Source organism: Pseudomonas sp. LB3P25 (genome assembly GCF_054897985.1).
The window spans coordinates 2,962,497-2,988,324 of record NZ_CM142711.1 but is presented as its reverse complement, the minus strand read 5'-3'; the positions used below and the strand labels follow the sequence as shown (position 1 = coordinate 2,988,324).

Sequence of the window (25,828 nt, the reverse complement as noted above, 5' to 3'; positions counted from 1 at the left end):
GCTTAAACGTGTCCGTCAGAATTTTTCGGGCACTCGCCGGTGCGGATAATCCGGGTCGCGATAGCCGCCAGGCTTCTGCCGTTTGGGCAATATCACCTTCTCGTGTTCGACTTCCTTGTACGGGATGCGGCTGAGCAAATCGGTGATGATGTTAAGGCGGGCTCGCCGCTTGTCGTTCGAGTTGGCCACCAGCCATGGGGCATGTTCGGTGTCGGTCGCCTTGAACATGTCGTCACGCGCGCGTGAATAGTCATACCAGCGGCTGTATGACTTGAGATCCATTGGGGTCAGCTTCCAGGTTTTGCGTCCGTCCTTGATGCGCGCCTGAAGCCGGCGGGTCTGCTCTTCTTCGCTGACTTCCAGCCAATACTTGAGCAGGATCACGCCCGAGTCGACGATCGCGCGCTCTACAAGGGGGATTGCCTTCAGGAAACCGGCAACCTGCTCTTTGGTGCAGAACCCCATCACCCGCTCGACGCCCGCCCGGTTGTACCAACTGCGATCGAAGATCACCACTTCGCCGGCCGCGGGCAGGTGCGGCAGATAACGCTGCACATACATCTGGCTTTTCTCTCGATCGGTCGGCGCTGGTAGCGCAATCACTCGAAAGACACGCGGGCTGACGCGCTCGGTGAGCGCCTTGATCGTCCCGCCCTTGCCCGCGCCATCACGCCCCTCGAAAACGATGCAGACCTTGATGCCCTTGGCTTTTACCCACTCCTGTAACTTGACCAGTTCGACGTGCAGGCCGCGCAGCTGCTCAAGATAATCCTTGTTTTTCAGTTTCGGGCTTTCAGCAGATTTACTCTTAGGGGCTTTTTTCTTGTCCTTTGCCATGATCGAGACCTCACCAATAAACAGCGTAGGGTTGCAATCTGCTCATCCGCCGAGCGCGATGATCGCGGTGATTAGCACAGCGCCGGTGACTGCCATCGCAAGACCGCCTTGCCACGGTTTTGCGCCGGCGTACTTCGAGAGCATCCAACCGGCGATGAACAGCACCCCGAGTCCGACCAGGTTAGACACGCGCACGGCGAGCGCCGTCTGGTCGAGCAACAGAAACGGCACTACAAGCGGGAATGTCGAGAACACCACCAACAGGAAAACGCCGCCAGCGCCCCTGAAATCATCCCAACCGAGGCGCGGCTGTACCGGCATGGATGAATAATCGACCAGGCGGCGACGCAACGATTCCAGTTCTTCAGGGCCGGCCGCTGCTGCGAGACGCGGGGGTAACGCCTCAGCAATGAGCGCTTGCCCGGCGGCTGCATCGGTCGCATCGCGCAGGTGAGTACGAAGCGTACGGTTGCGTGTCCGCTCGATCAGGGTTCGCAGTAAATACATCACGGCGTCCGCGAGTCCCCAGGCGAGGTTGCAACCCAGCGCGGCGATCATCATCGTGCGCTCCGCCTCCTGGCCAGACGTGGCCACGCTGATGGTTCCGGTGAAGGTCATTGCCATGAGCAGGCCAAAGATGACCTCCGTGACGCGATCGACCGGATCAAGTACACGGGCCCGCTTTTGCTCTCCAGTGCTTTGCATGCGCTCATCCTCGCCACGGCTGCGTCAGTGTGGCCCTGGTTTTCAGCCGTGCCGGGATGGCCAAAACCCTGCCTCCGCAAGCACACAGAAGAGCTTAGTTCAGACGTGACCTCTCACAACGCGATGCATCGACAACGACTAAACTTTTGCGATGAACCTCGTCTCCCAAGGTGATTTCTGTGAGCACCACTCCCCTGTCCGAACTCGATGCCGCCCTGCCCGGTCTGGCCCGCAAGATCCGCGTGCTGGATGCCCTGGCTTGGCCGGATGGGGTCGAGGAAGTATTCCTGGCGCGTTGGCGCGCCGGGCAGGCGGAACTGCCCAAGGTCGAACTGCGCCCGCGCGACCACAGCGCCGACATCGCCGCCCTGCAAGCCTTTTCCGACCGCTGCGATGAGGGCCATCCGGCCGGGCGCTACCTCGCCATGACGGCGCGCAGCTATGCCACGGCGGGGCACATGCTCGGTGCCATCGGCACACCCGCCTTTACGCAGTATTCGTCAGCGCTGTACCGGCGCCCGGACTTCTACTACCAGAACCAGAAACTGAGCATGCTGGACGCGGCCCAATTCTTCCTCAAGACCACCGACGCCCTTCTGGGCGGTGCGCGGATTCCACCGAGCCCGGCCGAAATCCCGGCCGAGGTCTTCGCCGCCTGGATGCAGCCGGAACTGGACCGTTTCTTCGGACCGGGCCGGATCACGGTCGTGCTCGATCCGACCCTGGCTGCCAAGGCCATCGCCGGGGCCAGTCGCATCCGCCTGCGTGCCAGCGCCCTGTTCTCGGAACTGGACAAGAACCAGCTGTTGCAGCATGAGGCCTTCGTGCATGTCGCCACGGCACAAAACGGCGCGCTCCAACCCAACCTCAAAAGCCTGGGCCTGGGGGCGCCACGCACGACCCAGACTCAGGAAGGCATCGCCACCCTGGCCGAGCTGTTCACCGGCAGCATGGACATCAACCGCCTGCGCCGCCTCGCCCTGCGCGTGCTCGCGGTCCAGCAGGCGCTGGATGGCGCCGATTTCATCCAGGTATTCGAAGGCTTTCTCGCCGCCGGTCAGTCGCAAGAGGAATCCTTCCGCTCGACCCAGCGGGTTTTCCGCGGCGCCGACCTGCGCGGCGGTTCGGCATTCACCAAGGATGCCGCCTACCTGACCGGTTTGCTCGGTGTCCATACCCTGCTGCGCATCGCGATCCGCGACAACCGGCCGGAACTGGTGGGCCATCTGTTCGCCGGGCGCATCAGCCTGGGGGATACCGTTCGCCTGGCCCCGCTCTTCGAGTCCGGCTGGCTCCAGGGGCCGGTCCATGTCCCGGCCTGGGCCTCCGATCTGCGTCTGCTCGCCGCCAACCTGGCGTTCTCCGCTTTTATTTCCCGAATCAAGCTGGATGTACTCGATCTGGAGGTGCTCATGGCCTTCGCCGACGAGCATGAAGCCGATGCCAGCGCCTAGCGTTTAAAGGGAGAGCCACCGAACCAAACGCTCTGCATCAGTTATTTATACTCAAATGCCAGCTTAATAATATTTTACCGATACCAGGGTGATCCCTAGTCTTGACCCCAAGAAATGGCAGGCCGTTACCGACCTAAATCCAACTTCGAAGGGTATAGAGATGACCACTGAAAAAATAAAAACAGATACGCTGATTGTTGGCGCCGGTCAGGCTGGCGTGGCCATGAGTGAACACTTGAGCAAACTCGGGGTGCCGCACCTGGTGCTGGAGCGCAACCGTATCGCCGAGCGCTGGCGCACCGGGCGTTGGGATTCGTTGGTGGCCAACGGTCCGGCCTGGCACGACCGTTTTCCCGGTCTCGATTTCGACGACCTCAGCCCCGACGACTTTGCCCCGAAAGAGCGGGTCGCCGACTATTTCGAAGCCTACGCCAAGAAATTCAACGCCCCGATCCGCACCGGCGTGGACGTGCTGAAGGTTGAGCGCAATGTCGGTCGCCCGGGCTTCACCATTGAAACCTCTGAAGGCGTGATCGAGGCCAACCGCGTGGTGGCCGCCACCGGGCCTTTCCAGCGTCCGGTTATCCCGCCGATTGCGCCGAAAGATCAGCCATTCACCCAGATCCACTCGGCCGAATACCGCAATCCAGCGCAACTGCCTGAAGGGGCTGTTCTGGTCGTCGGCGCCGGTTCGTCAGGCGTGCAAATCGCCGATGAGTTGCAGCGTGCCGGCAAGAAGGTTTACCTCTCGGTCGGCGCACACGATCGCCCTCCCCGCGCGTATCGCAACCGTGATTTCTGCTGGTGGTTGGGTGTGCTGGGTGAGTGGGATCAGGCGGCCATGAAACCTGGCCGGGAACACGTCACCATCGCGGTGAGCGGTGCACATGGCGGCCGTACGGTGGACTTCCGTGGGCTGGCCCATCGCGGTATGACGCTGGTGGGTTTGACCCAATCGTTCAACGGCGGCGTAGCGACTTTTCAACCGAACCTTGCCGACAACCTGGCGCGCGGTGACGAGAACTATCTGGCACTGCTCAACGCGGCTGACGCCTACATCGAACGCAATGGCCTGGACCTGCCGGAAGAACCTGAAGCGCGCATTACCTTTTCCGATCCGGAATGCGTGACCAACCCGATCCTTGAGCTCGACCTGGCCAAGGCCGGCGTGACTTCGATCATCTGGGCCACCGGTTTTGCCACGGATTACAGCTGGCTCAAGGTTGATGCCTTCGACGACAACGGCAAGCCGCAGCATCAGCGCGGCGTGTCGAGCGAAGCTGGCGTGTATTTCCTCGGCCTGCCGTGGCAGTCCCGTCGCGGTTCCTCGTTCATCTGGGGCGTTTGGCACGACGCCAAGTACGTGGCTGATCACATCGCCATCCAGCGTTCATACCTCGACTACCACGATGCCGCGCAACGCGAGGCTGAAGCAGCCCCGGTCGCCCATAAAACAACGGTCAGTGCTTAATTTCTTCTTCAGGAGCTTCAAATGTCCACGCCAACCCATACCCGCATTCGCATGTTCAACACCAAAGAAACCTACCCGAACCAGAGCCTGGACAATGACCTGTGCCAAGCCGTCCGGGCCGGCAACACCGTTTACGTTCGCGGCCAGGTCGGTACCGACTTCGAAGGCAACCTGATAGGCCTCGGCGACCCGCGGGCGCAAACCGAGCAAGCCATGCGCAACGTCAAACAGTTGCTGGAAGAAGCCGGCAGCGATCTGAGCCACATCGTTAAAACCACCACTTACCTGATCGATCCGCGTTACCGCGAGCCGGTGTATCAGGAAGTCGGCAAGTGGCTCAAAGGCGTGTTTCCGATCTCGACCGGGCTGGTGGTGTCGGCATTGGGGCAGCCGCAGTGGTTGATGGAAATTGATGTGATTGCGGTGATTCCTGAGTAAGCAGGTTTACCGAGGCGCGGCCTTCGCGAGCAGGCTCGCTCCCACAGTAGGTCTTCAGCGAACCCAAAGTTTGTGAGCGACACAGATCAACTGTGGGAGCGAGCCTGCTCGCGAAGACGCCCGCCCAGACGCCCATTTCTCCACGGTAAACAAGGAGCAAAACCATGACCTTCTCCATCGCAGCACGATGCCCCGAAACCGGTCAGTTCGGCATTGCGATCAGTTCCTCGAGCATCGCCGTCGGCGCACGTTGCCCCTGGCTGCTACCGGGTGTCGGCGCCGTCTCTACGCAAAACATCACCTTGCCGTCGCTCGGCCCGGAAGCCCTTGCCCTCATGGAACAAGGCCTTACACCGGCCGAGGCTTTGGACAAGGTCCTGACCCGCAACGGCTACAGCCAATATCGCCAGATCACGGCGATTGACCATCTCGGCCGCACCGCGCATTTCAGCGGTTCGCAAACCCTGGGCAACCACAACGCCGTGTCCGGCGATCAATGCGTCGCTGCCGGCAACATGCTGGCGGACCGTACAGTGATCGAAGCGATGGTCGAGGCATTCGAACATGGCGAAGGCCAACTGACCGACCGCCTGCTCGCGGCCATGAAGGCGGCAATCGCGGCGGGCGGCGAAGCCGGGCCGGTGCATTCGGCGGCGGTGGTGGTGGTCGGCGAGCTGACTTGGCCGATCATCAACCTGCGGGTGGATTGGGCGGATCACGACCCGATCGGCCAGCTTGAGAAACTCTGGGACACCTATCGCCCACAGGTTCAGGACTACATCGACCGCGCCCTCGCCCCCGACAAATCCCCCGGATACGGTGTCGCCGGAGATGATCGATGAGCAACAGCCTCGATTTGCTGAAAACGTTGGTGGCGTTCGACACCACGAGCCGCGAATCAAACCTGCACCTCATCGAGTTCGTCCGCGACTACCTCGAACGCTTCGACGTGCCTTGCGAGCTGGTCTACAACGAGCAGCGCAGCAAGGCCAATCTGTTCGCGACCATTGGCCCGGCGGACCGGCCGGGCATCGTGCTGTCGGGGCACACCGATGTGGTGCCCGTCGACGGGCAGCCGTGGACTGTTGCGCCGTTCGAGCTCACCGAGCGCGACGGCAAACTGTACGGGCGCGGCACGGCGGACATGAAAGGCTACATCGCCTGCGTGCTCGCGTTGGTCCCGTCGCTGGTGAAAGCCACGCTGCGGGTGCCGGTGCACATCGCGCTGTCCTACGATGAAGAAGTCGGCTGCCTCGGTGTGCGTTCGTTGCTGTCGGAATTGGAAAAGCGCCCGGTCAAACCGATGCTCTGCATCATTGGTGAGCCGACCGAGCTCAAACCGGTGCTCGGCCATAAAGGCAAACTGGCGATGCGTTGCGATATTCATGGTGAGGCGTGCCATTCGGCGTACGCGCCGCTCGGGGTCAACGCGATTGAATATGCCGCCGAGCTGATCGGTGAACTAAGGCGGATTGGCAACCAGCTCAAAGCACCGGAGCATCACGACACGCGTTTCGATCCGCCGTTTAGCACCGTGCAAACCGGGGTGATTTCCGGCGGCAAGGCCTTGAACATCGTCCCCGCCGATTGCCGCTTCGACTTTGAAATCCGCGCCCTGCCCTCGCATGATCCGAGTGAGGTTGCGCAGGAACTGAAGACCTACGCCAAGCAACAGGTTTTGCCGCGCATGCGTGCCGTGAGTGAACAGAGTGAGATTCGCTTCAGCGAGTTGTCGGCGTACCCCGGATTAGTGACCGATGCACACAGCGAAGCGGCTGAATTAATTGCTGCTTTCTGCGGCTCCCGAGAGTTCGGAACGGTAGCGTTCGGCACCGAGGGCGGCCTATTCGACGCAGCAGGCATTCCCACCGTCGTCTGCGGCCCCGGCAGCATGGATCAAGGCCACAAACCCGACGAATTCGTCAGCCTCCAACAACTCACAGCCTGCGACGCCATGCTCCATCGAATGCTGCAATCGATCTGCTAACCCAATCCCTGTAATTGAATGGACTCGCCCAAGCCGAGGCGTCTGTGCGCCACGGTGGCATTCTTATAGAAGCCAACGACAGCGAGGGCGAGGCCATGAAAAAGCATACGACGATCAACCAGTCTTTGTCAGCCGATGCGGCGGCATGCACCACAGTTGCGGTGGATCTTGCCAAAAGGGTCTTTCAAGTGGCCGGGGAGGATGCCCTCGGTCAGGTGATATTCGAGGATCGAATCAAGTCACGCGAGGCCTTTCAGGTATTTCTTCATAAGCTACCAGTGAGCGTGACGGTGTTGGTGGAAACCGGGCCAGGCGCTCAGGCGTGGGCGCGGTTGCTGCAAACGCAGGGTAATCCAGTGCGCATCCTGCCGGCCCAGTTGGTTGCCAATCATCGCAGCGGCCCGAAAAATGATCGCAACGATGCATTGGCTATCTTGCGCGCAGGCCGCGATTGCAAGATCTCATCTGTACCGCTCAAGAGTGCGGCGGCGCTGGCGATGCAGGCTCTGCACAGGGCCCGGCAGGGATATGTACGGCGACGTACTGCGGTCGGCAATCAGATGCGCGGTTTACTGCTGGAACACGGTGTGGCCATGGCGCAGGGCGAAATAGCTATCAGCCAGCTCGTGCCTCGGGTACTGGAAGATACCACCCAACCGTTGCCCGATTTGCTGCGCGAACTGATCGCCGAACTGCTGGGCGAATGGAGTCAACTGGGCGAACGCGTCAACGTGCTGACTGGTCGGCTGGAAACAGCCGCGAAGGCGGACGAGACGGCGAAGCGGCTGATGACGGTGCGCGGCGTTGGTCCGATCATCGCCACGGCGTTGTTGGCCAAGCAGACCGAGCCTGAACGCTTCGCCAACGCCCGCTTGTTCGCCGCCTACTTCGGGTTGGTGCCCAGCCAGCACAGCAGCGGCGAGAAGGTCCGGTTGGGCAAGATGAGCAAGCATGGCGATGCTTACTTGCGCAGTCTGACGATCCAGGGTGCCCATGCCGTTTTAAGACAGCTACGACCCGATTCACAGCAGCCGGACGACCAACGTCTCCAGCGTTGGATATCCCGCCTGGGTCGCAAGGAGGCGGCGGTGCGCTTGGCCAACCGCAACCTGCGCATCCTCTGGGTGCTATTGCAAAACGACCAGACTTATCGTCGCCAGCCGGGCACTGGCCAGGAGGCTGCGATGAGTCACTGATAACAGAGTTCTGCCACCGGGGCGTTAAGCCGCTCCAACCCATGCTAAGAACATTGACCCCAGGTCAGACCGTCGCGGATTGATGCCTAAGCTGCTACTGGCCCTTGAGGCCTTACTGTAATCGGCATACCGCGAGCTTACCCAATGTTGGCCAGAAGCCGTTGAAGGCTTCCTCGAACAGGCCTCATACATAGATGCAACCGGGTAGCAGTGTTTAAAAGCGGGTTGAACGTGGGGGCGAGTCCATACATAGCAGCTGGCGTAGCCTGCGTTCAGCTGCGCAGCAGTCGCAAAATCCAACGACGCGGTGCCTCAGAAAAACCGTGGACGCAGGGTTTACGACTGCTGCGCAGCCGAACGCAGGCTACGCCAGCTGCTACACGTTGCGTGGTGTTTTAACTCTCCGGCAAGCCCTGAATCGCGAAGGAATTCGAACACCCAAAAGCCCCTGTGGGAACGAGCCTGCTCGCGAAGGCGATTTCACATTCAACATCTATGTTGACTGCCAATTCGCCTTCGCGAGCAGGCTCGCTCCCACAGTTTTTACGGCTACCCACTGGCATACATTTTTTAACGTCTATACCCACAAACTTACTAATTTATCTCTCACTCCCCACCGCACATCATCAACTCCAACAAGAAAAGCGTCGCCCCGCGTGGCGCTCACCGAAGTACGTCCACGTACTCAAATTGCCTTGGAGTCCGTCATGGTTACCGCAGCAACAACCTCCGCCCCGCTTATCGAAAAACACACCATCGGCTACGTGCCCCCCGAAGATCGCCACGGAAAAACCAGAGACCTGTTCACCCTCTGGTTCGGCGGCAACATCGCGCCGTTGCCCATCGTCACCGGCGCCCTCGGCGTGCAAATGTTTCACCTGAACCTGGTGTGGGGCATCGTCGCCATCCTCGTGGGTCACCTGGTCGGCGGCGTGCTGATGGCGCTGCACTCGGCGCAAGGCCCGCAGATGGGCATTCCGCAGATGATCCAGAGCCGCGCCCAGTTCGGCTCGCTCGGAGCGCTGCTGGTGGTGCTGATCGCCGGCATCATGTACATCGGCTTCTTCGCCTCCAACATCGTCCTCGCCGGCAAATCCCTGCACGGCGTGGTCGACAGCGTGCCGGTGCCCGTGGGCATCGTCATCGGCGCCCTCGGTTCGGGCATCATCGGCATCATCGGCTACCGCTTCATCCACGTGCTCAACCGCATCGGCACCTGGGTGCTCGGCGCCGGCATCGTGCTGGGCTTCGGCTACATCTTCACCCACGTACAAACCGCCGACTTCCTCACCCGCGGCAGCTTCAACATCGCAGGCGTGCTCGCCACCGTCTCGCTCGCTGCACTCTGGCAAATCGCCTTCGCGCCCTACGTCTCCGACTACTCGCGCTACCTGCCGGCCAACGTGCCCGTGGCCGCTACGTTCTGGACCACCTACCTCGGCACCGTGCTCGGCTCCAGCCTCTCGTTCATCTTCGGCGCCGTCGCCGTCCTCGCCACACCGGTCGGCATGGACACCATGGACGCGGTCAAACTCGCCACCGGCTCCATCGGCCCGTTGATGCTCGTGCTGTTCCTGCTCAGCGTCATCAGCCACAACGCCCTCAACCTCTACGGCGCCGTGCTGTCGCTGATCACCCTGGTCCAAACCTTCGCCCACCGCTGGATCCCGACCGCCAAAAGCCGCGCCGTCCTCTCGGTCATCGTCCTCGCCGCCTGCTGCTTCGCTGCCGTCGGCGCCTCCGCCAACTTCATCGGCCACTTCGTCGACATGGTGCTGGTGCTGCTCGTGGTGCTGGTGCCGTGGACCGCGATCAACCTGATCGACTTCTACGCCATTCACAAAGGTCAGTACGACATCAACTCGATCTTCAAGGTCGATGGCGGGATTTATGGGCGTTACAACCCGCAGGCGCTGTTGGCGTATGCGATCGGGATTGTGGTGCAGATTCCGTTTATGAATACGCCGCTGTATGTCGGGCCGATATCCGAACACATCAACGGCGCTGACTTGTCCTGGCTGGTCGGCCTCCTAATCACCTCCCCGCTCTACTACTGGCTAGCCAACCGCGACACCGCCTACAAGCGCCGCCTCTCAACCGGCAAACTCGCCAACAGCCTATAACTGGTAACCCCTTCCCCCTGTGGGAGCGAGCCTGATCGCGATGAGGCCATGACATTCAACATCCAAGTCGAATGTCACACCTTTCGCGAGCAAACCCGTTTTCGCTTTACCCGCCCGCCCCACAAAACCCCGAAATTTAATGAACCCTACCCACCGCGACTCACCTAACTGAATGACTATCAGGAGGTGACTCATGCAAACCGAAACCATATGGATCGTACTCACAGCAATTCTTTTGCTGGTCGAGTTATGGGCGATCAACAGAGTGCGCAAAGCCGAAGGCAAATCGAGCAACAAACTCTTATGGATAGTGGTAATCGTGTTTGTGCCGCTGATTGGGGTCGTGGCATGGGCATTGGCTGGGCCGAAACACACCGATCACAACCCGCATTCACCGCAGGCCAGACAATGACTTGGGATGCTGTGCGGTAAGGATTTTGGAACTGCGCAATCACAAAGAACAAAGCCCCGATGATTCGGGGCTTTGTTGTTTCTGACCACCCGATTTCATAAACCTGACGTCCGAAAATCTCGTAGGAATTTACCCTTTGTGGCGAGGGGATTTATCCCCGTTGGGTCGCGAAGCGGCCCCAAAACCTGCCCCCCATTTCCCAAGGCACTCCACACGGCCCGAATCACCGCGACAAGCCCGAAAACAGTGGCATTCAGCCTTGTCACAACAAACGCCCAACCGTCCTACAGCCCGGTTGTGAGCACCAAAATGGCCGCCTATATTCGACCCGTCGCTGACCGCAGTTAGCGACAGGGTTTCGCAGCCCTGCAGAAGTGGTCACACCGCCAAATAACAACTGTGGCAAACTTTGCCGCCGTTACGTTTTATGGCGGCTGTGTGTGGGAGACCTTCGGGTCTGCCGGCTTTGATCTCTTCTCCGGTCTGCGAACCCGCACATAGCTGCCACCCATTTGTTTCGCAGCAGAAAGGTGGCGCTTCATTTTCCTTTGAAGAGTTCAACCTTATGCCTATGAACAATCCGCCCCGCCGCTTCACCCCCATGTCCCAATTCGCCACCGACTACCCCGTCCTCCTCATCGACAGCGACGCCCCACTCCGCGAACTCCACAACTGCGTCAGCGAACGCCTCAACGCCGTCCTGAAGTACCTCAACCTCATGGCCTGCACCAGCCTCCCCGACTACGCCGAAAACGACATCAACACCGTCACCAACATCGCCCGGATCATGGTCCAGGATGTGAGCGATGTGTTTCGGGTAATTGAGCAGCGTGGGTTTGACACACCTAAAAAGCAGTAACAGGTAATCGATAGCAAGAAACCCGCGCTATGCGGGTTTTCTATTGCCTGATTTGAAGCTGACTTTCACTTTAGCTTCGAAGATTTATTGAATAAGTATTTTCCCTGTCGCTGGTGCCATTTTTTACTCGCTTGCACTAATACAGATTTTTCATTATGCCCCTCAACCGCGTCGATGACTCCGCGAAGGGCACGGCTCCGCGAAAACTCATAAAACAGAGAAACTTTTAGCTTTTATGGAAAATATGCGCACATTAGCTATGCTTCCTAGGCTTGACAGAACACATTCCAGCCAAAACGCCTCGGTATAGAATGGGGGCTTTCATTCGTTATCGCTCGTTAAAAACTGTATATCGTCAACCAACACAATAATAAGAATCGCATGTAATCCGGATACTGACGAGGGCGCCATGGAAGAAAAGAAATTAAAAATTACCAGAAATTTAAAAATTGGAGCGTTAGATGCAGAAGGAGACTCCGAACTACTAAATCGCTGCTTTGTAGACAATGGCTATCTGGATCGCCTCATGGATGTTGAATCTCCGGCATCTATTATACTTGGCAGGACAGGTTCTGGAAAAAGCGCGCTCCTATATAAGATAAAATCTAGCGCACAGAAAGTTGTTAAACTTGACCCCAACGACATTTCGGTTAGATTCCTAGAATACTCAGATATCATTCAATTCTTTGACGCCCTAAACATAAACCTAGATTTATTTTATAAGCTTTTATGGCGACACGTGCTGACGGTTGAGTTTCTGAAGCTCAGATATGACATAAAAAGCGAGTACGAAAGCAAGAGCTTTTTAGATGGAATATTCAGCAAATTCAGTAGAGATGTGACAAAACGAAAAGCACTAGAGTACTTCAACGAATGGGGTGATAGATTTTGGCTAGATACAGACGAGCAGCTTAAAATAATAACCAAAAAGCTTGAGACAGACACTAAAAGCAGTATTGGCGCAAAATACTCCGAAGTATCATTATCTTTGGATGGAGCAAAAAAACTTTCGGATGAGGAACGCTGTGAGATAAAGCAGCGAGCTAGCTTAGTCGTAAACGGCCTTCAAATTAGAAAGCTCAATGAAGTACTAGACTTGCTGGCAGAACACTCATTTGATGACCCGCAGAAAAAATTCTACATTCTAATCGATCAACTGGATGAAGAATGGGCAGGTACAGAAACTAGAGTCAGATTCATCAGAGCACTAATTGAGGAAATAAAAACATTTAGAAGGATAAAGCAAACCAAGATCATAGCCGCCCTTCGAAAAGACCTATTAGTACTGGTTTTTGATTTGACTAGAGACTCTGGATTTCAAGAAGAAAAATATGAGTCATATATCCTTGAGTTAAGATGGTCACCTGAAGAGCTAGAGCGCCTTATAGAGCTTCGTATAAATGAAGTATTCAAAAGCCAATATACAAAACAAAAAATTATACTTGATGATATTTTTCCTAAAGCGCGTAAAGGAGGCGGGCAAACATCAATCGAGTTCATCATCGAGCGAACTCTTCGTCGGCCTCGAGACATTTTGCAGTTTGTAAATGAATGCTTTGTTATTGCTTCAGATAGAGAACGAGTTTCATGGCGCTCATTGTTCGCAGCTGAAGCCCAATACTCTGAAAAAAGATTAAAATCACTCAAAGAAGAATGGGGGGAGGTCTATCCGTCGTTCGACGACACCATTGAAATTCTTCGCGGGCTCAAAGCAACATTCACACGTTCATTGATTAAAGACTCTCGCCTCGAAGAGGTAATGTTAGCGCTTTACGAGCAGAAAAATAGTGACCCTTGCGTCACTGCTGTAAAAAAATATTACGATACACAAGGTGTTAAAGAAGCAGACGTTTTGTCCAGTATGCTTTCTTGTTTATATAGAATTGGTGCGATCGGGGTAAAAACTGGCGCAATGGACACATATATTTGGTCGTACGTTGATCAAGCCTCGGTAACGCGCGGAGAGATAAAGCGTGTTGAGCATATGAAAATCCATAAAATGCTTCACCGCTCACTTGACATAATAATAGAACAACGGGAAATTTTTGAGGCCGTCGACTTGGATTGATGGATAAAAAGGTGACAGATCTATTTATTTATAATAGATCTGCCACCTTTTTAGTCACCTTTTTAGCTTCTAAACTCACCTCCAACTGAAAGGGCATTCCTCTTCGCCGAAATCGATCACAGGCATCAAAACAAGACTATATTCCGCTTGGCATGAACCATAACTTTTCAATGAAGAAATTATAAGTTTTTTCGTAGCATCAGAATATGATGACACATCAAAAAATCTACTACTTAGATACAATGCATGGTAACGCATTTGAGTTTTAAGTGTGACCATCCATGTTTCCTCATCATCTAGATCCAACGACAAAATTTCATCCGCCGAAAACAATAGAAGCGAAACAAAATACTCATACCTCTCAAACTCCTCGCTTCCAATTTTAAACTTTAAAAAACCAGGATCCCCCAGCGGATAAGACGCAGCTGAAAATTTCGGATTAGAAAATGCTAGTGCCAGGTACTCCTTGTATATCCCCTTGGCAGATGAGCTATCTGAAGAATTCAATTGACCCATAGCAACATAAAGAGCAAGACCAGCAATCACCACAGTCAATATAGAACTCAAACTAGCCAGTAGTGGAAGATAAGACTTCACGCAATACAAAATCTTTCTAAAAAACATACCCCTCAAACTCCCCGAGTCGAACAATCGGAAAAACGACATCAGAACGCACCACTACCCAACGACAACAAGACACGAATAGACAGGGCGACTGCCGTATTAATTAGTCTCGTGACTGGCAAACAAAGGTGACGGATCTATTTATTAACTCGACCTGCCACCTTTTCCCCGCCCACTTTTTTTCCCGGACTTCGTGCTCGCTTTAGAGTCTTTCCCGTCGCGCCTTGATTTTTTTTAAACTTGGCGTTTAGTTCTTTCAACTCCAAGCGCAAATATTGCGTTTCTAATATCTGTTTGCGCAAAAGTTCTTGGCTCAGATCTGCTTGTTTCTGCCATTCCACTTGCCTTTTTTCAGTAAGTCGAGATTCTTCAGATCCATCCGTTTTCGTAAAATAGGCTTGAGCTAAAGCAATTCCAATTGACGTTACTACGCTTATGATTACCGCCCACTTCGTCCACCATAAGCTTTTTGCGGCACCTTTTAGCGAAGCCTCAGCCTTTGCTTTATCTTCGTCCTGCTGCTTTATCCATTGAGGAATAGCGTCCGACACCAACGTCGTAGAAAGAGACGCGACATGATTCAACATGTCGCCCATATGTACTGCAACGGTACTAAGCGTCTCAGCAGCTTTTTCTGAGGCGTTCGCGGCGCGAGCTTGAGGTGACGTGGAAAAGTCTAGAAAGGGAGCTGTTCGCGCCTCAATCTCCTCAGCTTTTGGCTGGTGCAATCTCGGAGAGTGGATCGCTTGCGCGCGCACCGCATCTCCCACGCTGCTCCACTTTTTATCCGAAAACTCTTTTCGCCACCACTGGCTGGCGCTGTCAATCGCTGCGACGGAGGAAGTCAGTGATTCGATGGCGCTAGGCTTCAGGAATTCAAAATTGCTACGGAACTGGTCTGAGATTTTTTTACTCATTTGCTGAAAATTCGAGTTCTCGGCTATGACCCCTTTACCAAGCGCCGATAACGAGTCACTGGAATTTTCATATCCTGCATCTTCGACTCCAGCCTTTGCTAATGCCTCGATGTCCTCCCTGTCGAGCTCAGCAAATTCATCATTCGAAAGCCCAGTCCATATTCCTGAATCCATTTTAGGGGAACTGAACATTTGCACGACCAAGCGTCCCACTTCATGTTCATCAGCTCTTTCAAAAGCGCCCGTTTCTCCGATCTTCTTGTGGTCTCCATAGGTAATATGGCGGATGTACAGGGGGCCAGCAGAAGTGGATACCTGGCGTTTTTCGGCAGATTTAAGTAAATCCTTGATACTTAATTTCTTGCTGTCGTCCACTGATTGAGCTCACGCATGTGACTGATGGAGTCAGATTAGCTCTGCGTTTATCGCTTGGCTATCAGCTCAAAATATGGCTGTGAGATTCAGCCAAATTTTTCTAATCTGACCGAACGCTCATCGTCGCTATCTCTTTTTGAAATGATCACCTGCAGCTTAGAGACGAGAACACTTTGCCTATTGCTTTCCCATCAAAAGTTAGCCGGCGTATTCGCACTAATAATCTCAGCCTCATCCGCCCCAATATTCCGAAACCGATGCGGCAGCGTCGTCGGAAAATAATACCCATCCCCAGCATTCAGCACACTAATCTGCCCATCCACAGTCAGTTCAACCGTGCCACGAGTGACAAGCCCACACTCCTCCCCTTCCGAGTGCACAATCGGCTCTTCCCCCGAACTCGCCCCAGGCGCGTATTGCTCGCGCAACAGCCGCATCTGCCGACTCGGCACCGAAGCCCCAATCAGCAGCAACCGCAAGCCATGACGGCCGAGATCCGGCTGTTCATTGGCGCGGAACACGTATTGGTGCTCGCGCGGCGGTTGGTCGAAGGTAAAGAAGTCCGCCAAAGACATAGGAATGCCTTCGAGCAGTTTTTTGAGGGAGCTGACGGAGGGACTGACGCGATTTTGTTCGATCAGGGAGATGGTGGCATTGGTGACGCCGCTACGCCGGGCCAGCTCGCGCTGGGACAGTTTGTAGCTTTCGCGTACTAATTTGAGTCGTGAGCCCGTGTCCATGACAGCCTTATGCGAAGAATACTTAAGGGTTATGGGGGTGGATGGCGGGCGACTTTTGGCCGCGAAAAACACCGCTTCCCTGTCCCGGAAATTTGAAAGGCGGGTATTAAATCACGTTTGGTGGTGTTGCTCAGCAGGTTCGATGAATGGGTGGGTGAAAAGGTTGTTTTGGCCTGAAGTCGGGTGGTTTGGCTGTGAAAAGTGTAGGTGTGATTACTGTGTGTCAGTTGGGATTGATAGTGACTGGTATGGCCTCTTCGCGAGCAGGCTCGCTCCCACAGGGGTTGCGGTGTGTCAGGTGGAATTGATGGCGACTGGTATGGCCTCTTCGCGAGCAGGCTCGCTCCCACAGGGGTTGCGGTGTGTCAGGTGGAATTGATGGCGACTGGTATGGCCTCTTCGCGAGCAGGCTCGCTCCCACAGTTTGGTTCTGGTTGTATACAAATTTTGTGTATGCCATGGATCTCTGTGGGAGCGAGCTTGCTCGCGATGGCGGTGTGTCGGGCGACATCAATGTTGACTGTGCCGCCGTCTTCGCGAGCAAGCTCGGCTCCTACAGGGATTGCGTTGGGGTTAGATGCCGAAACGGTCGCGCAGCGCGTAGTACGCGGCGCCCATGGCGGTGAGGGGGGCCTGGAAGGTGCGGCCGCCGAGCATGGGCATGTGCGGGAGCGAAGCGAAGGCGTCGAAGCGTTCGGCGTCGCCGCGGATCATTTCCGAGATCAGTTTGCCGGCCAGGTGTGAGCAGGTGACGCCGTGGCCGCTGTAGCCTTGCATGTAGTAGGCGTTTTTTTCGATGCGGCCGAATTGCGGCATGCGTGACATGGTCAGCAGGAAGTTGCCGGTCCAGCGGTAGTCGATTTTCACGTCCTTGAGTTGCGGGAAGGTCTTGAGGATTTTCGGCTTGATCAGTTGCTCGATGTCGTCCGGTTCGCGGGCGCCGTAGACCACGCCGCCGCCGTACAGCAAGCGGTTGTCCGCGGTGAGGCGGTAGTAGTCGAGCAGGTAGTTGCAGTCTTCGACGCAGTAGTTGTTTTTGATCAGGCTGCGCGCGACTTTCTCGGACAACGGTTCGGTGACGACGATTTGCGAACCGCAGGGCATGCTTTTGCGCGTGACGCGGTTGTCGAGGTCTTGCGGCAGGTAGGCGTTGCCGGCGATCAGCAGGTACTTGGCGCGGACCACGCCTTTGGCGGTGCGCACGGCAATGGGTTCGCCGTAGGTGATTTCCACCGCTGCCGATTGTTCGTAGATTTTGCCGCCCAGGCCGATGATGGCCGAGGCTTCGCCGAGGGCCAGGTTCAGCGGGTGAATGTGGCCGCCCTGCATGTCGAGCAGGCCACCGACGTAGTTGTCGCAACCGACTTCGCGCTTGATGTCGGCCGCATCGAGCATTTTCAGGTTCTTGTTGCCGTAGCGTTCCCAGCTGCTTTTCTGCTCGGCCAGGCCTTTGAGTTGCTTTTTGTTCAGCGCGGCGAAGATGCCGCCCGGACGGTAGTCGCACTGGATGTCGTAGTGTTGTATGCGCTGACGGATGATGTCGGCGCCTTCGAAAATCATGCTGCCGAGGACTTCGGCGGTTTTGTCGCCGTAGCGTTCTTCGATGACATCGACGTCGCGACTGTAGGAGTTGACCAGTTGGCCGCCGTTGCGACCGCTGGCGCCGAAACCGACTTTGGCGGCTTCGAGCACGGTCACGCTGTAGCCCGCTTCGGCGAGGAACAGGGCCGAGGACAATCCGGTGTAGCCGGCGCCGATCACGCAGACGTCGCAGTCCACCGCTTGTTCGAGCACCGGGAAGTCGCCGGTGAAGTGGCGGGTGGCGGCGTAGTAGCTGTTTACATGATTTTGTTTAACAGAGCTTTGTTTCATAGGTTTCTCCGATGGCCGCTGGCATGTGCCGGCGGCCGCCGTTGTAGAGGTGTTAGAGCTTGATCCAGGTCGCTTTGAGTTCGGTGTATTTATCGAACGCATGCAGCGATTTGTCCCGACCATTACCCGACTGCTTGTACCCGCCGAACGGCGCGGTCATGTCGCCGCCGTCGTACTGGTTGACCCAGACGCTGCCGGCGCGCAAGCCGCGCGCGAAGGTGTGGGCCTTGCTCAGGTTGCTGGTCCACACGCCGGCGGCCAGGCCGAAGATGCTGTCGTTGGCGATGGCCAGCGCTTCTTCTTCGGTGTCGAAGGTGATCAGCGACAGCACCGGGCCGAAGATCTCTTCGCGGGCGATGGTCATGGCGTTGGTCACGCCGTCGAAAATCGCCGGTTCCACGTACAGGCCACCGGTGGCTTCGAGGGTGCGGCTGCCGCCGGCGATCAGCTGCGCGCCCTGGTCTTTGCCGACTTGGATGTAGCGCAGCACGTTGTCCAGTTGACGCTGATCGACGACTGCGCCGACGGTGGTTTCTGGATCGAGGGCGTGACCCGGTTTCCAGGCTTGCAGGGCTTCCACCAGCAGTGGAATGAACTGCTCGCGAATCGAGCGCTCCACCAGCAAGCGCGAACCGGCGGTGCAGACTTCGCCCTGGTTGAAGGCAATCGCACCGGCCGCCGCTTGTGCTGCCGCGCGCAAATCCGGCGCGTCGGCGAACACCACGTTCGGGCTCTTCCCCCCTGCTTCGAGCCAGACGCGCTTCATGTTGCTTTGCCCGGCGTAGATCAGCAGTTGCTTGGCAATCGCGGTCGAGCCGGTGAAGGCCAGCACGTCGACGTCCATGTGCAACGCCAGCGCCTTGCCGACGGTGTGACCGTAGCCCGGCAGGACGTTGAACACGCCTTTCGGGATGCCGGCGTCCAGCGCCAGTTGCGCGATGCGGATGGCGGTCAGTGGCGACTTTTCCGAAGGCTTGAGGATGAACGAGTTGCCGGCCGCGAGGGCTGGGGCAAACTTCCAGCTGGCCATGATCAGCGGGAAGTTCCACGGCACGATGGCGGCGACCACACCAGCAGGTTCGCGGGTGATGAGGCCGAGTTGGTCGTGCGGCGTGGCGGCGACTTCGTCGTAGATCTTGTCGATGGCTTCGGCGCTCCAGCGGATCGCGTTGGCGGTCGCTGGGATGTCGATGTTCATCGAGTCGCTGATCGGCTTGCCCATGTCGAGGGTTTCGAGCAGGGCGAGTTCTTCCTGGTTGGCCAGGATGAGATCGGCGAAGCGGATCAGGATGCGCTTGCGTTCTGCGGGTGCCAGTCGCGCCCAGATGCCGGATTCGAAAGTGCGGCGCGCGACGGCGACCGCCGCGTTGGCGTCGGCTTCGTCGGTGCCGGCGACGTTGGCCAGGAAGCGGCCGTCGACCGGGCTCATGCATTCAAAGGTGTCGCCGCTGAGTGCCGAGCAGTATTGGCCGTCGATGAACGCGCGGCCTTCGAGTGTTAAGGACTGGAAGCGTTGTTCCCAGTCGCTGCGAGTGTTTGTCATGGTTGTGACTCGACGCAGAGGAAATTGGGTGGTTGTCTGGCTGATGTGTTCGGCTTGGGATCCAGCCCTCACCCTAGCCCTCTCCCGGAGGGAGAGGGGACTGATCGGGGGATGCTCGGGAACGCCTGCGACCTGAGGCTTTTGCATCGAATCCATAGTCGACTCGATCGGTCAGGTCGCTGAATGTCCTGAGATAACTCGGTCAGTCCCCTCTCCCCCTGGGAGAGGGTTAGGGTGAGGGCCTTTGCAGACTCAAACCGTGTGCAAATACCAGTTGTACTCAAGGTCCGAGATGGAGTTCTCGAACTCGGCCAGCTCGCTTTCCTTGCACGCCACGAACACGTCGATGTACATCGGGTCGATGTACTTGGCCATGACTTCGCTGTCGTCCAGCTCGCGCAGTGCATCGCGCAGGTTGTTCGGCAGGCTCTGCTCGTTTTGCTCGTAGCTGTTGCCTTCGACCGGTGCGCCTGGCTCGATTTCGTTGGTCAGGCCGTGGTGAATACCGGCCAGGACCGACGCCATCAACAAGTACGGGTTGGCATCGGCGCCGGCAACCCGGTGTTCGATGCGCACCGAGTCCGGCGAACCGGTCGGCACACGCACTGCAACGGTACGGTTGTCGATGCCCCAGCTCGGGGAGTTCGGCACGTAGAACTGCGCGCCGAAGCGACGGTACGAGTTGACGTTCGGGCACAGGAACGCCATCTGCGCCGGCAGGGTCTCGAGCACACCGCCGATCGCGTGTCGCAGTGCGGCGTTCTGCTCGGGATCCTCGCTGGCAAAGATGTTGTTGCCTGCTTTGTCGAGAATCGAAATGTGTACGTGCAAACCATTGCCCGCCTGGCCCGGATACGGCTTGGCCATGAAGGTGGTGTCCATCTCGTGGTCGTAGGCGATGTTCTTCACCAGACGCTTGAGCAACACCGCGTAGTCGCAGGCCTTGATCGGGTCGTTGACGTGATGCAGGTTCACTTCGAACTGCGCCGGGGCGCTTTCCTTGACGATGGCGTCCGCAGGAATGCCCTGCTCTTTCGCGCCTTCGAGGATGTCTTGCAGGCAATCGACGTATTCGTCGAGGTCGTCGATCAGGTACACCTGGGTCGACATCGGACGTTTGCCGGAGACCGGCGAGCGCGGCGATTGCGGACGACCGTTCACGTTGTCCTGGTCGATCAGATAGAACTCAAGTTCGAACGCGGCGCAAATGGTCAGGCCCATTGCATCGAACTTGCTCACGACCTGACGCAGCACTTCACGAGGGTCGGCGAAGAACGGCTGGCCTTCGAGTTCGTGCATGGTCATTAACAGTTGCGCGGTCGGGCGCTTCTGCCAGGGCTCGATGCTGAGCGTATCAGGGATGGGGAAGCAGATTCGGTCTGAGTCGCCGATGTCCAGACCCAGGCCGGTGCTTTCCACCGTAGAGCCGTTGATGTCCAGAGCAAACAGTGACGCCGGGAGATTAATGCCTTTTTCGTAAACCTTATGAAGACTGGTGCGCTCGATGCGCTTGCCGCGCACCACACCGTTCATATCCGCAATCAGAAGGTCGACGTACAAAACCTCAGGATATTTCTTAAGGAATGCGTTTGCTTCGTTGAGTTGAACGGTACGCAGAGGGACCGACATGATGCACCTATTAGCTGTTAATTATTATGTTCACTACCCTTTCACGAGCCCAGTCAATCCGAAAGGCAAAGTGAAGTCAATAGCGAACACTTGGCCTTTCAACCTTTATTTTCTGGCCTTTTTGGGGGACGAGAGTGCCATATCAGTCTCGCGAGCCGCGTACACCCTAAAGATCGGACGTGCGGCGTTTAGAATTTTTTACATGAGAGTTGTTAATTAAAATCAACAAGGCTAAGCTCCGGAAAAGCTCGTTCAAGTGTGAAACTTCGAGGTGATAAAAATGGCATTCAAGCCATTGATCGGCGTTACTGCGTGCGTCAAACAGATTGGCCTGCACCCCTACCATGTCAGCGGCGACAAGTACTTGCGTGCTGTCAGCGTCGCGGCTTTGGGGCTGCCGGTTGTCATTCCTTCCTTAGGCGAACTGACCGAAGTCGATGAACTGCTCGCGCAGCTCGACGGTCTGCTGCTGACCGGCTCGCCCTCGAATGTGGAACCTTTCCACTATCAAGGCCCCGACAGCGCCCCCGGCACGGATCACGATCCGCAACGGGATGCCACCACCCTTCCTTTATTGCGTGCAGCCATTGCGGCCGGCGTGCCGGTGCTCGGCATCTGCCGGGGCTTTCAGGAAATGAACGTGGCGTTCGGGGGCAGCCTGCATCAGAAGGTCCACGAACTGCCCGGCATGCTGGATCACCGGGAAGCGAATCATCCGGAGCTGGCGGTGCAATACGCACCGGCTCACGCGGTCAACGTGCAACCGGGCGGTGTGTTCGAGGCGCTGGATTTGCCGCAGGTGTTTCAGGTCAATTCGATTCACAGCCAGGGCATCGACCGACTGGCGCCCGGCCTGCGTGCGGAAGCCGTCGCGCCGGATGGTTTGATCGAGGCGATTTCGGTCGAGCACAGCAAGGCATTCGCCGTCGGCGTGCAATGGCACCCGGAATGGCAGGTGCTTTCGAGCCCTCCTTATTTGAGTATTTTCCAGGCGTTTGGCGAGGCGTGCCGGCAACGGGCGGCGCTACGTAAAACCCTCTGACTTAAAAAACGATTAATCCATTTACTGCCCCCGTGAGTCAGGCGGACGTGCTTTTGCGCGCCGGTCCCTCACGGCAACAACAAACGCGATAACAACAAGTACCACCAGGCAGCCAGGACGGCGGCGCCGAATAAGCCCAGGCCGGGCGATGCCAGTGAGTCAAACGCAACACCCCTGTGGGAGCGAGCCTGCTCGCGATTGCAATGTGTCATGCGACATCAATGTTGACTGATCCACCGCTATCGCGAGCAGGCTCGCTCCCACAGGGGGCTCTGCCGAATTCACTGGCACCGTACGGATCGGGCTTGCAATCAACTATTAAGTCAGGCCGCGTTGGCCCGACGACTGAAACCTGTTGGGAGTTTCACATGACAAACGCCTCCAGCATCTACAGGAAGGCTCTTGAAGGTCACCAGTCACCGAAAAAGGTGCTGGTGAAAGTCGACCGCGTCACCAAGAAGTTCGACGAAACCACCGCGGTGGACGATGTCTCGCTTGAGATCCATCAAGGGGAAATCTTCGCCCTGCTCGGCGGTTCCGGCTCCGGTAAATCGACCCTGCTGCGCATGCTCGCAGGCTTCGAGCGCCCGACCGAAGGACGGATTTTGCTCGACGGTGTCGACATCACCGACATGCCGCCGTACGAACGGCCGATCAACATGATGTTCCAGTCCTACGCGCTGTTCCCGCACATGACGGTGGCGCAGAACATCGCCTTCGGCCTGAAGCAGGATCGGCTGTCCAACAGCGAAATCGACGCCCGCGTTGAAGAGATGCTGCGGCTGGTGCACATGACCCAGTACGCCAAACGCAAACCGCATCAGTTGTCCGGTGGTCAGCGTCAACGTGTGGCCCTGGCTCGCTCCCTGGCCAAACGTCCGAAGCTGTTGCTGCTCGACGAACCGATGGGCGCACTGGATAAAAAGCTGCGTTCACAGATGCAACTGGAGTTGGTGGAAATCATCGAGCGCGTCGGCGTGACCTGCGTGATGGTGACCCACGACCAGGAAGAAGCCATGACCATGGCCCAACGCATCGCGATCATGCACCTGGGTTGGATCGCGCAGATCGGCAGCCCGGTGGACATTTATGAGGCACCGGTCAGCCGCATGGTCTGCGAATTCATCGGCAACGTGAACGCCTTCGACGGTACGGTTGTGGAAGACCTTGAAGGTCACGCGATCATTCACAGCCCGGATCTGGAGCAGAAGATTTACGTCGGTCACGGCGTCAGCACCTCGGTGCAGGACAAGTCGATCACCTACGCCATCCGCCCGGAAAAACTGCTGGTCAGCACCACCAAACCCGATACTCGCTACAACTGGTCCAGCGGCAAAGTGCATGACATAGCCTACCTCGGCGGTCACTCGGTGTTTTACGTGGAGCTGCCTGGCGGCAAGGTTGTGCAGTCGTTCATGGCCAACGCCGAACGCCGTGGTTCACGTCCGACCTGGGACGATAAAGTCTACGTGTGGTGGGAAGACGACAGCGGCGTGGTACTGCGCTCATGAAAACACTCAATCAGCAGTTTATGCGGCTGATGCCGAGTGGTCGAAAGCTCGTCATCGGGGTTCCTTTCCTGTGGCTGTGCCTGTTTTTCCTGTTGCCGTTCTTCCTGGTGATGAAGATCAGCTTCTCGGAAGCAGCGCTGGCCATTCCTCCTTACTCAGAGATCTACACCTTCGCCGAGCAGAAATTTCAGCTGCTGCTGAACATCGGCAACTACTCGCTGCTGACCGAAGATGAGTTGTACATCTCGGCCTACTTCGGCTCGTTGAAGGTCGCGTTTTTAAGCACGCTGATGTGCCTGGTGATCGGTTTCCCGATGGCCTACGCGATCACCAAGGCGAGCAAGGAAACGCAAAACGTTCTGCTGTTGCTGATCATGATGCCGACCTGGACCGCGATCCTGATCCGCGTGTATGCGTGGATGGGCATCCTCAGCAACAACGGTTTGCTCAACGCGTTTTTGATGTGGACCGGACTGACCGATCACCCGATCGAGATCCTCAACACCAACACGGCCGTGTATATAGGCGTGGTTTACGCCTACCTGCCGTTCATGGTGTTGCCGCTGTATGCCAACCTGGTCAAGCACGATCAAAGCTTGCTGGAAGCGGGTTCGGATTTGGGTTCGAGCAACTTCAACAACTTCTGGAAAATCACCGTGCCGCTGGCCAAGAACGGGATCATCGCAGGCTGCATGCTGGTGTTCATTCCGGTGGTCGGTGAGTTCGTGATTCCGGAGTTGTTGGGTGGCCCGGAAACGTTGATGATCGGCCGTGTGTTGTGGCAAGAGTTCTTCAACAACCGCGACTGGCCGGTGGCGTCTGCCCTGGCGGTGGTGATGCTGTTGATCCTGATTGTGCCGATTCTGCTGTTCAACCGCAGTCAGGCCAAAGAGATGGAGGCACGGGGATGAAACGCTTCGGATTTTCAAAGTTCATGCTGATTTTCGGCTTGTCGTTTATCTACCTGCCGATGTTGATTTTGGTGATCTACTCGTTCAACGCCTCCAAACTGGTGACGGTGTGGGGCGGCTGGTCGGTGAAGTGGTATGTCGGCCTGGCCGACAACAGCCAACTGATGGGCTCGGTGGTGCGCTCGCTGGAAATCGCCTGCTACACCGCGATTGCGGCGGTGGCGCTGGGGACGTTGGCGGCGTTTGTGCTGACTCGCGTCACGCGCTTCAAGGGCCGCACGTTGTTCGGTGGTTTGGTGACGGCGCCGTTGGTGATGCCGGAAGTGATCACCGGTCTGTCGCTGTTGCTGCTGTTCGTGGCGATGGCGCAGTTGATCGGTTGGCCGCAGGAACGCGGTCTGGTGACGATCTGGATTGCACACACCACGTTCTGTGCGGCGTATGTGGCGGTGGTGGTCTCGGCGCGTTTGCGTGAGCTGGACCTGTCCATCGAAGAAGCCGCCATGGACCTCGGGGCGAAGCCGTTCAAGGTATTTTTCCTGATCACCATTCCGATGATCGCGCCGTCACTGGCGGCCGGCGGCATGATGTCGTTTGCCCTGTCATTGGATGACCTGGTGCTGGCGAGCTTCGTGTCCGGCCCGGGTTCGACGACCCTGCCGATGGAAGTGTTCTCGGCGGTGCGTCTGGGCGTGAAACCCGAGATCAACGCCGTGGCCAGCCTGATCCTGTTGGCGGTATCGATCGTGACCTTCATGGTCTGGTTCTTCAGCCGCCGCGCCGAAGCGACCCGCAAACGTGCAATTCAGGAAGCCATGGATCAGACCGCCAGCGAATCCTGGCAGCAACCTAAAAAGCAAATGGTAGAAGCGACGGCTTAGTGGCGTTGCTGTTCAGTTGGGTGAACACAATACCTGTGCTGTGAATACAAACCTGTGGTGAGGGGATTTATCCCCGTTGGGCTGCGAAGCGGCCCCAAAACCTGCAACCGCGGTGTATCAGGTACACCGCATTCACTGGTTTTACGACTGCTGCGCAGCCGAACGGGGATAAATCCCCTCGCCACAGGTTTTGTGTTTTCTGCCCAGGTTTATGTTCACTGCATTTTTGCTGT

General features: G+C 57.0%; 22 protein-coding genes. 14 read left to right on the top strand and 8 right to left on the bottom strand.

Features of this window, described 5'->3' with window-relative positions; translation table 11 throughout:
* Positions 1 to 15: 15 nt before the first annotated feature.
* Together ppk2 and ACYZTW_RS13560 are read right to left on the bottom strand one after the other, a co-directional pair.
* Complete coding sequence (gene ppk2 / locus ACYZTW_RS13565; protein ID WP_462005290.1) at positions 16 to 837, bottom strand: polyphosphate kinase 2; 822 nt, start codon at positions 835 to 837, stop codon at positions 16 to 18.
* A gap of 42 nt (positions 838 to 879) precedes the next feature.
* Positions 880 to 1,542, bottom strand: a complete 663-nt coding sequence (locus tag ACYZTW_RS13560) for a hypothetical protein (RefSeq protein ID WP_462005289.1) — start codon at positions 1,540 to 1,542, stop codon at positions 880 to 882.
* Positions 1,543 to 1,721: 179 nt separating this feature from the next.
* Between ACYZTW_RS13560 and ACYZTW_RS13555 the strand changes: the two genes are divergently transcribed.
* The 10 genes from ACYZTW_RS13555 to ACYZTW_RS13510 all read left to right on the top strand — a co-directional run bounded on the left by ACYZTW_RS13555 (position 1,722) and on the right by ACYZTW_RS13510 (position 13,550).
* Positions 1,722 to 2,996, top strand: coding sequence for a flavohemoglobin expression-modulating QEGLA motif protein (locus ACYZTW_RS13555; RefSeq protein WP_462005288.1), 1,275 nt, complete (start codon positions 1,722 to 1,724; stop codon positions 2,994 to 2,996).
* Between the two features lie 160 nt (positions 2,997 to 3,156).
* Complete coding sequence (locus ACYZTW_RS13550) at positions 3,157 to 4,467, top strand: flavin-containing monooxygenase (RefSeq protein WP_462005287.1); 1,311 nt, start codon at positions 3,157 to 3,159, stop codon at positions 4,465 to 4,467.
* Positions 4,468 to 4,488: 21 nt separating this feature from the next.
* The gene (locus ACYZTW_RS13545) at positions 4,489 to 4,905 is read left to right on the top strand and encodes a RidA family protein (RefSeq protein WP_415756678.1); all 417 of its coding nucleotides are present in this window, start codon (positions 4,489 to 4,491) and stop codon (positions 4,903 to 4,905) included.
* Positions 4,906 to 5,069: 164 nt separating this feature from the next.
* Positions 5,070 to 5,747, top strand: coding sequence for a DUF1028 domain-containing protein (locus tag ACYZTW_RS13540; RefSeq protein WP_462005286.1), 678 nt, complete (start codon positions 5,070 to 5,072; stop codon positions 5,745 to 5,747).
* Positions 5,744 to 6,892 carry an acetylornithine deacetylase gene (gene argE, locus ACYZTW_RS13535; RefSeq protein ID WP_462005285.1) on the top strand — a complete coding sequence of 383 codons (1,149 nt, stop codon included), beginning with the start codon at positions 5,744 to 5,746 and terminating at the stop codon, positions 6,890 to 6,892. The genes ACYZTW_RS13540 and argE overlap by 4 nt, the downstream gene beginning before the upstream one ends.
* Before the next feature lie 95 nt (positions 6,893 to 6,987).
* Positions 6,988 to 8,088 carry an IS110 family RNA-guided transposase gene (locus ACYZTW_RS13530; protein ID WP_462005284.1) on the top strand — a complete coding sequence of 367 codons (1,101 nt, stop codon included), beginning with the start codon at positions 6,988 to 6,990 and terminating at the stop codon, positions 8,086 to 8,088.
* A 707-nt stretch (positions 8,089 to 8,795) separates the two neighbouring features.
* Positions 8,796 to 10,211, top strand: a complete 1,416-nt coding sequence (locus ACYZTW_RS13525; RefSeq protein WP_462005283.1) for a purine-cytosine permease family protein — start codon at positions 8,796 to 8,798, stop codon at positions 10,209 to 10,211.
* A gap of 193 nt (positions 10,212 to 10,404) precedes the next feature.
* Positions 10,405 to 10,623 (top strand): PLD nuclease N-terminal domain-containing protein, encoded by a 219-nt coding sequence (locus ACYZTW_RS13520; protein WP_462005282.1) that lies wholly within the window; start codon positions 10,405 to 10,407, stop codon positions 10,621 to 10,623.
* Positions 10,624 to 11,188: 565 nt separating this feature from the next.
* On the top strand, positions 11,189 to 11,482 hold the full coding sequence (locus ACYZTW_RS13515; protein WP_462005281.1) for a fructose-bisphosphate aldolase: 294 nt from the start codon (positions 11,189 to 11,191) through the stop codon (positions 11,480 to 11,482).
* 409 nt (positions 11,483 to 11,891) lie between these two features.
* Positions 11,892 to 13,550, top strand: a complete 1,659-nt coding sequence (locus ACYZTW_RS13510) for a P-loop ATPase, Sll1717 family (protein WP_462005280.1) — start codon at positions 11,892 to 11,894, stop codon at positions 13,548 to 13,550.
* A 75-nt stretch (positions 13,551 to 13,625) separates the two neighbouring features.
* Here the strand turns inward: ACYZTW_RS13510 and ACYZTW_RS13505 are convergent, their stop codons facing one another.
* The 6 genes from ACYZTW_RS13505 to ACYZTW_RS13480 all read right to left on the bottom strand — a co-directional run bounded on the left by ACYZTW_RS13505 (position 13,626) and on the right by ACYZTW_RS13480 (position 21,250).
* Entirely contained in the window at positions 13,626 to 14,147 is a 522-nt protein-coding gene (locus ACYZTW_RS13505) for a hypothetical protein (RefSeq protein WP_462005279.1), read from the bottom strand.
* A 164-nt stretch (positions 14,148 to 14,311) separates the two neighbouring features.
* Complete coding sequence (locus ACYZTW_RS13500; RefSeq protein ID WP_462005278.1) at positions 14,312 to 15,466, bottom strand: hypothetical protein; 1,155 nt, start codon at positions 15,464 to 15,466, stop codon at positions 14,312 to 14,314.
* 191 nt (positions 15,467 to 15,657) lie between these two features.
* On the bottom strand, positions 15,658 to 16,206 hold the full coding sequence (locus tag ACYZTW_RS13495; protein WP_007895886.1) for a cupin domain-containing protein: 549 nt from the start codon (positions 16,204 to 16,206) through the stop codon (positions 15,658 to 15,660).
* 573 nt (positions 16,207 to 16,779) lie between these two features.
* Complete coding sequence (locus ACYZTW_RS13490) at positions 16,780 to 18,078, bottom strand: NAD(P)/FAD-dependent oxidoreductase (RefSeq protein ID WP_462005277.1); 1,299 nt, start codon at positions 18,076 to 18,078, stop codon at positions 16,780 to 16,782.
* A 52-nt stretch (positions 18,079 to 18,130) separates the two neighbouring features.
* Positions 18,131 to 19,621, bottom strand: a complete 1,491-nt coding sequence (locus tag ACYZTW_RS13485; RefSeq protein WP_462005276.1) for an aldehyde dehydrogenase — start codon at positions 19,619 to 19,621, stop codon at positions 18,131 to 18,133.
* A gap of 252 nt (positions 19,622 to 19,873) precedes the next feature.
* Positions 19,874 to 21,250, bottom strand: a complete 1,377-nt coding sequence (locus tag ACYZTW_RS13480; RefSeq protein ID WP_462005275.1) for a glutamine synthetase family protein — start codon at positions 21,248 to 21,250, stop codon at positions 19,874 to 19,876.
* A 280-nt stretch (positions 21,251 to 21,530) separates the two neighbouring features.
* On the opposite strand from ACYZTW_RS13480, the gene ACYZTW_RS13475 reads away from it, so the two are divergent.
* From ACYZTW_RS13475 to ACYZTW_RS13460, 4 genes are all read left to right on the top strand, one after another.
* Positions 21,531 to 22,292: a gamma-glutamyl-gamma-aminobutyrate hydrolase family protein gene (locus tag ACYZTW_RS13475; RefSeq protein ID WP_462005274.1), complete on the top strand. Its 762-nt coding sequence runs from the start codon at positions 21,531 to 21,533 to the stop codon at positions 22,290 to 22,292.
* A 368-nt stretch (positions 22,293 to 22,660) separates the two neighbouring features.
* Complete coding sequence (potA, locus tag ACYZTW_RS13470; RefSeq protein ID WP_462005273.1) at positions 22,661 to 23,803, top strand: polyamine ABC transporter ATP-binding protein; 1,143 nt, start codon at positions 22,661 to 22,663, stop codon at positions 23,801 to 23,803.
* 29 nt (positions 23,804 to 23,832) lie between these two features.
* Positions 23,833 to 24,714, top strand: a complete 882-nt coding sequence (locus tag ACYZTW_RS13465; RefSeq protein ID WP_462005753.1) for an ABC transporter permease subunit — start codon at positions 23,833 to 23,835, stop codon at positions 24,712 to 24,714.
* Positions 24,711 to 25,595 (top strand): ABC transporter permease subunit, encoded by an 885-nt coding sequence (locus ACYZTW_RS13460; protein WP_046055902.1) that lies wholly within the window; start codon positions 24,711 to 24,713, stop codon positions 25,593 to 25,595. The genes ACYZTW_RS13465 and ACYZTW_RS13460 overlap by 4 nt, the downstream gene beginning before the upstream one ends.
* Positions 25,596 to 25,828 lie beyond the last annotated feature (233 nt).

Coding starts and splice junctions, on each gene's coding strand:
- ACYZTW_RS13480 (WP_462005275.1), bottom strand. CDS start 21,250: ATGTCGGTCCCTCTGCGTACCGTTCAACTCAACGAAGCAAACGCATTC.
- potA (WP_462005273.1), top strand. CDS start 22,661: ATGACAAACGCCTCCAGCATCTACAGGAAGGCTCTTGAAGGTCACCAG.
- ACYZTW_RS13545 (WP_415756678.1), top strand. CDS start 4,489: ATGTCCACGCCAACCCATACCCGCATTCGCATGTTCAACACCAAAGAA.
- ACYZTW_RS13475 (WP_462005274.1), top strand. CDS start 21,531: ATGGCATTCAAGCCATTGATCGGCGTTACTGCGTGCGTCAAACAGATT.
- ACYZTW_RS13515 (WP_462005281.1), top strand. CDS start 11,189: ATGCCTATGAACAATCCGCCCCGCCGCTTCACCCCCATGTCCCAATTC.
- ACYZTW_RS13495 (WP_007895886.1), bottom strand. CDS start 16,206: ATGGACACGGGCTCACGACTCAAATTAGTACGCGAAAGCTACAAACTG.
- ACYZTW_RS13525 (WP_462005283.1), top strand. CDS start 8,796: ATGGTTACCGCAGCAACAACCTCCGCCCCGCTTATCGAAAAACACACC.
- ACYZTW_RS13490 (WP_462005277.1), bottom strand. CDS start 18,078: ATGAAACAAAGCTCTGTTAAACAAAATCATGTAAACAGCTACTACGCC.
- ACYZTW_RS13530 (WP_462005284.1), top strand. CDS start 6,988: ATGAAAAAGCATACGACGATCAACCAGTCTTTGTCAGCCGATGCGGCG.
- ACYZTW_RS13465 (WP_462005753.1), top strand. CDS start 23,833: ATGCCGAGTGGTCGAAAGCTCGTCATCGGGGTTCCTTTCCTGTGGCTG.
- ACYZTW_RS13485 (WP_462005276.1), bottom strand. CDS start 19,621: ATGACAAACACTCGCAGCGACTGGGAACAACGCTTCCAGTCCTTAACA.
- ACYZTW_RS13540 (WP_462005286.1), top strand. CDS start 5,070: ATGACCTTCTCCATCGCAGCACGATGCCCCGAAACCGGTCAGTTCGGC.
- argE (WP_462005285.1), top strand. CDS start 5,744: ATGAGCAACAGCCTCGATTTGCTGAAAACGTTGGTGGCGTTCGACACC.
- ACYZTW_RS13560 (WP_462005289.1), bottom strand. CDS start 1,542: ATGCAAAGCACTGGAGAGCAAAAGCGGGCCCGTGTACTTGATCCGGTC.
- ACYZTW_RS13510 (WP_462005280.1), top strand. CDS start 11,892: ATGGAAGAAAAGAAATTAAAAATTACCAGAAATTTAAAAATTGGAGCG.
- ACYZTW_RS13460 (WP_046055902.1), top strand. CDS start 24,711: ATGAAACGCTTCGGATTTTCAAAGTTCATGCTGATTTTCGGCTTGTCG.
- ACYZTW_RS13520 (WP_462005282.1), top strand. CDS start 10,405: ATGCAAACCGAAACCATATGGATCGTACTCACAGCAATTCTTTTGCTG.
- ppk2 (WP_462005290.1), bottom strand. CDS start 837: ATGGCAAAGGACAAGAAAAAAGCCCCTAAGAGTAAATCTGCTGAAAGC.
- ACYZTW_RS13550 (WP_462005287.1), top strand. CDS start 3,157: ATGACCACTGAAAAAATAAAAACAGATACGCTGATTGTTGGCGCCGGT.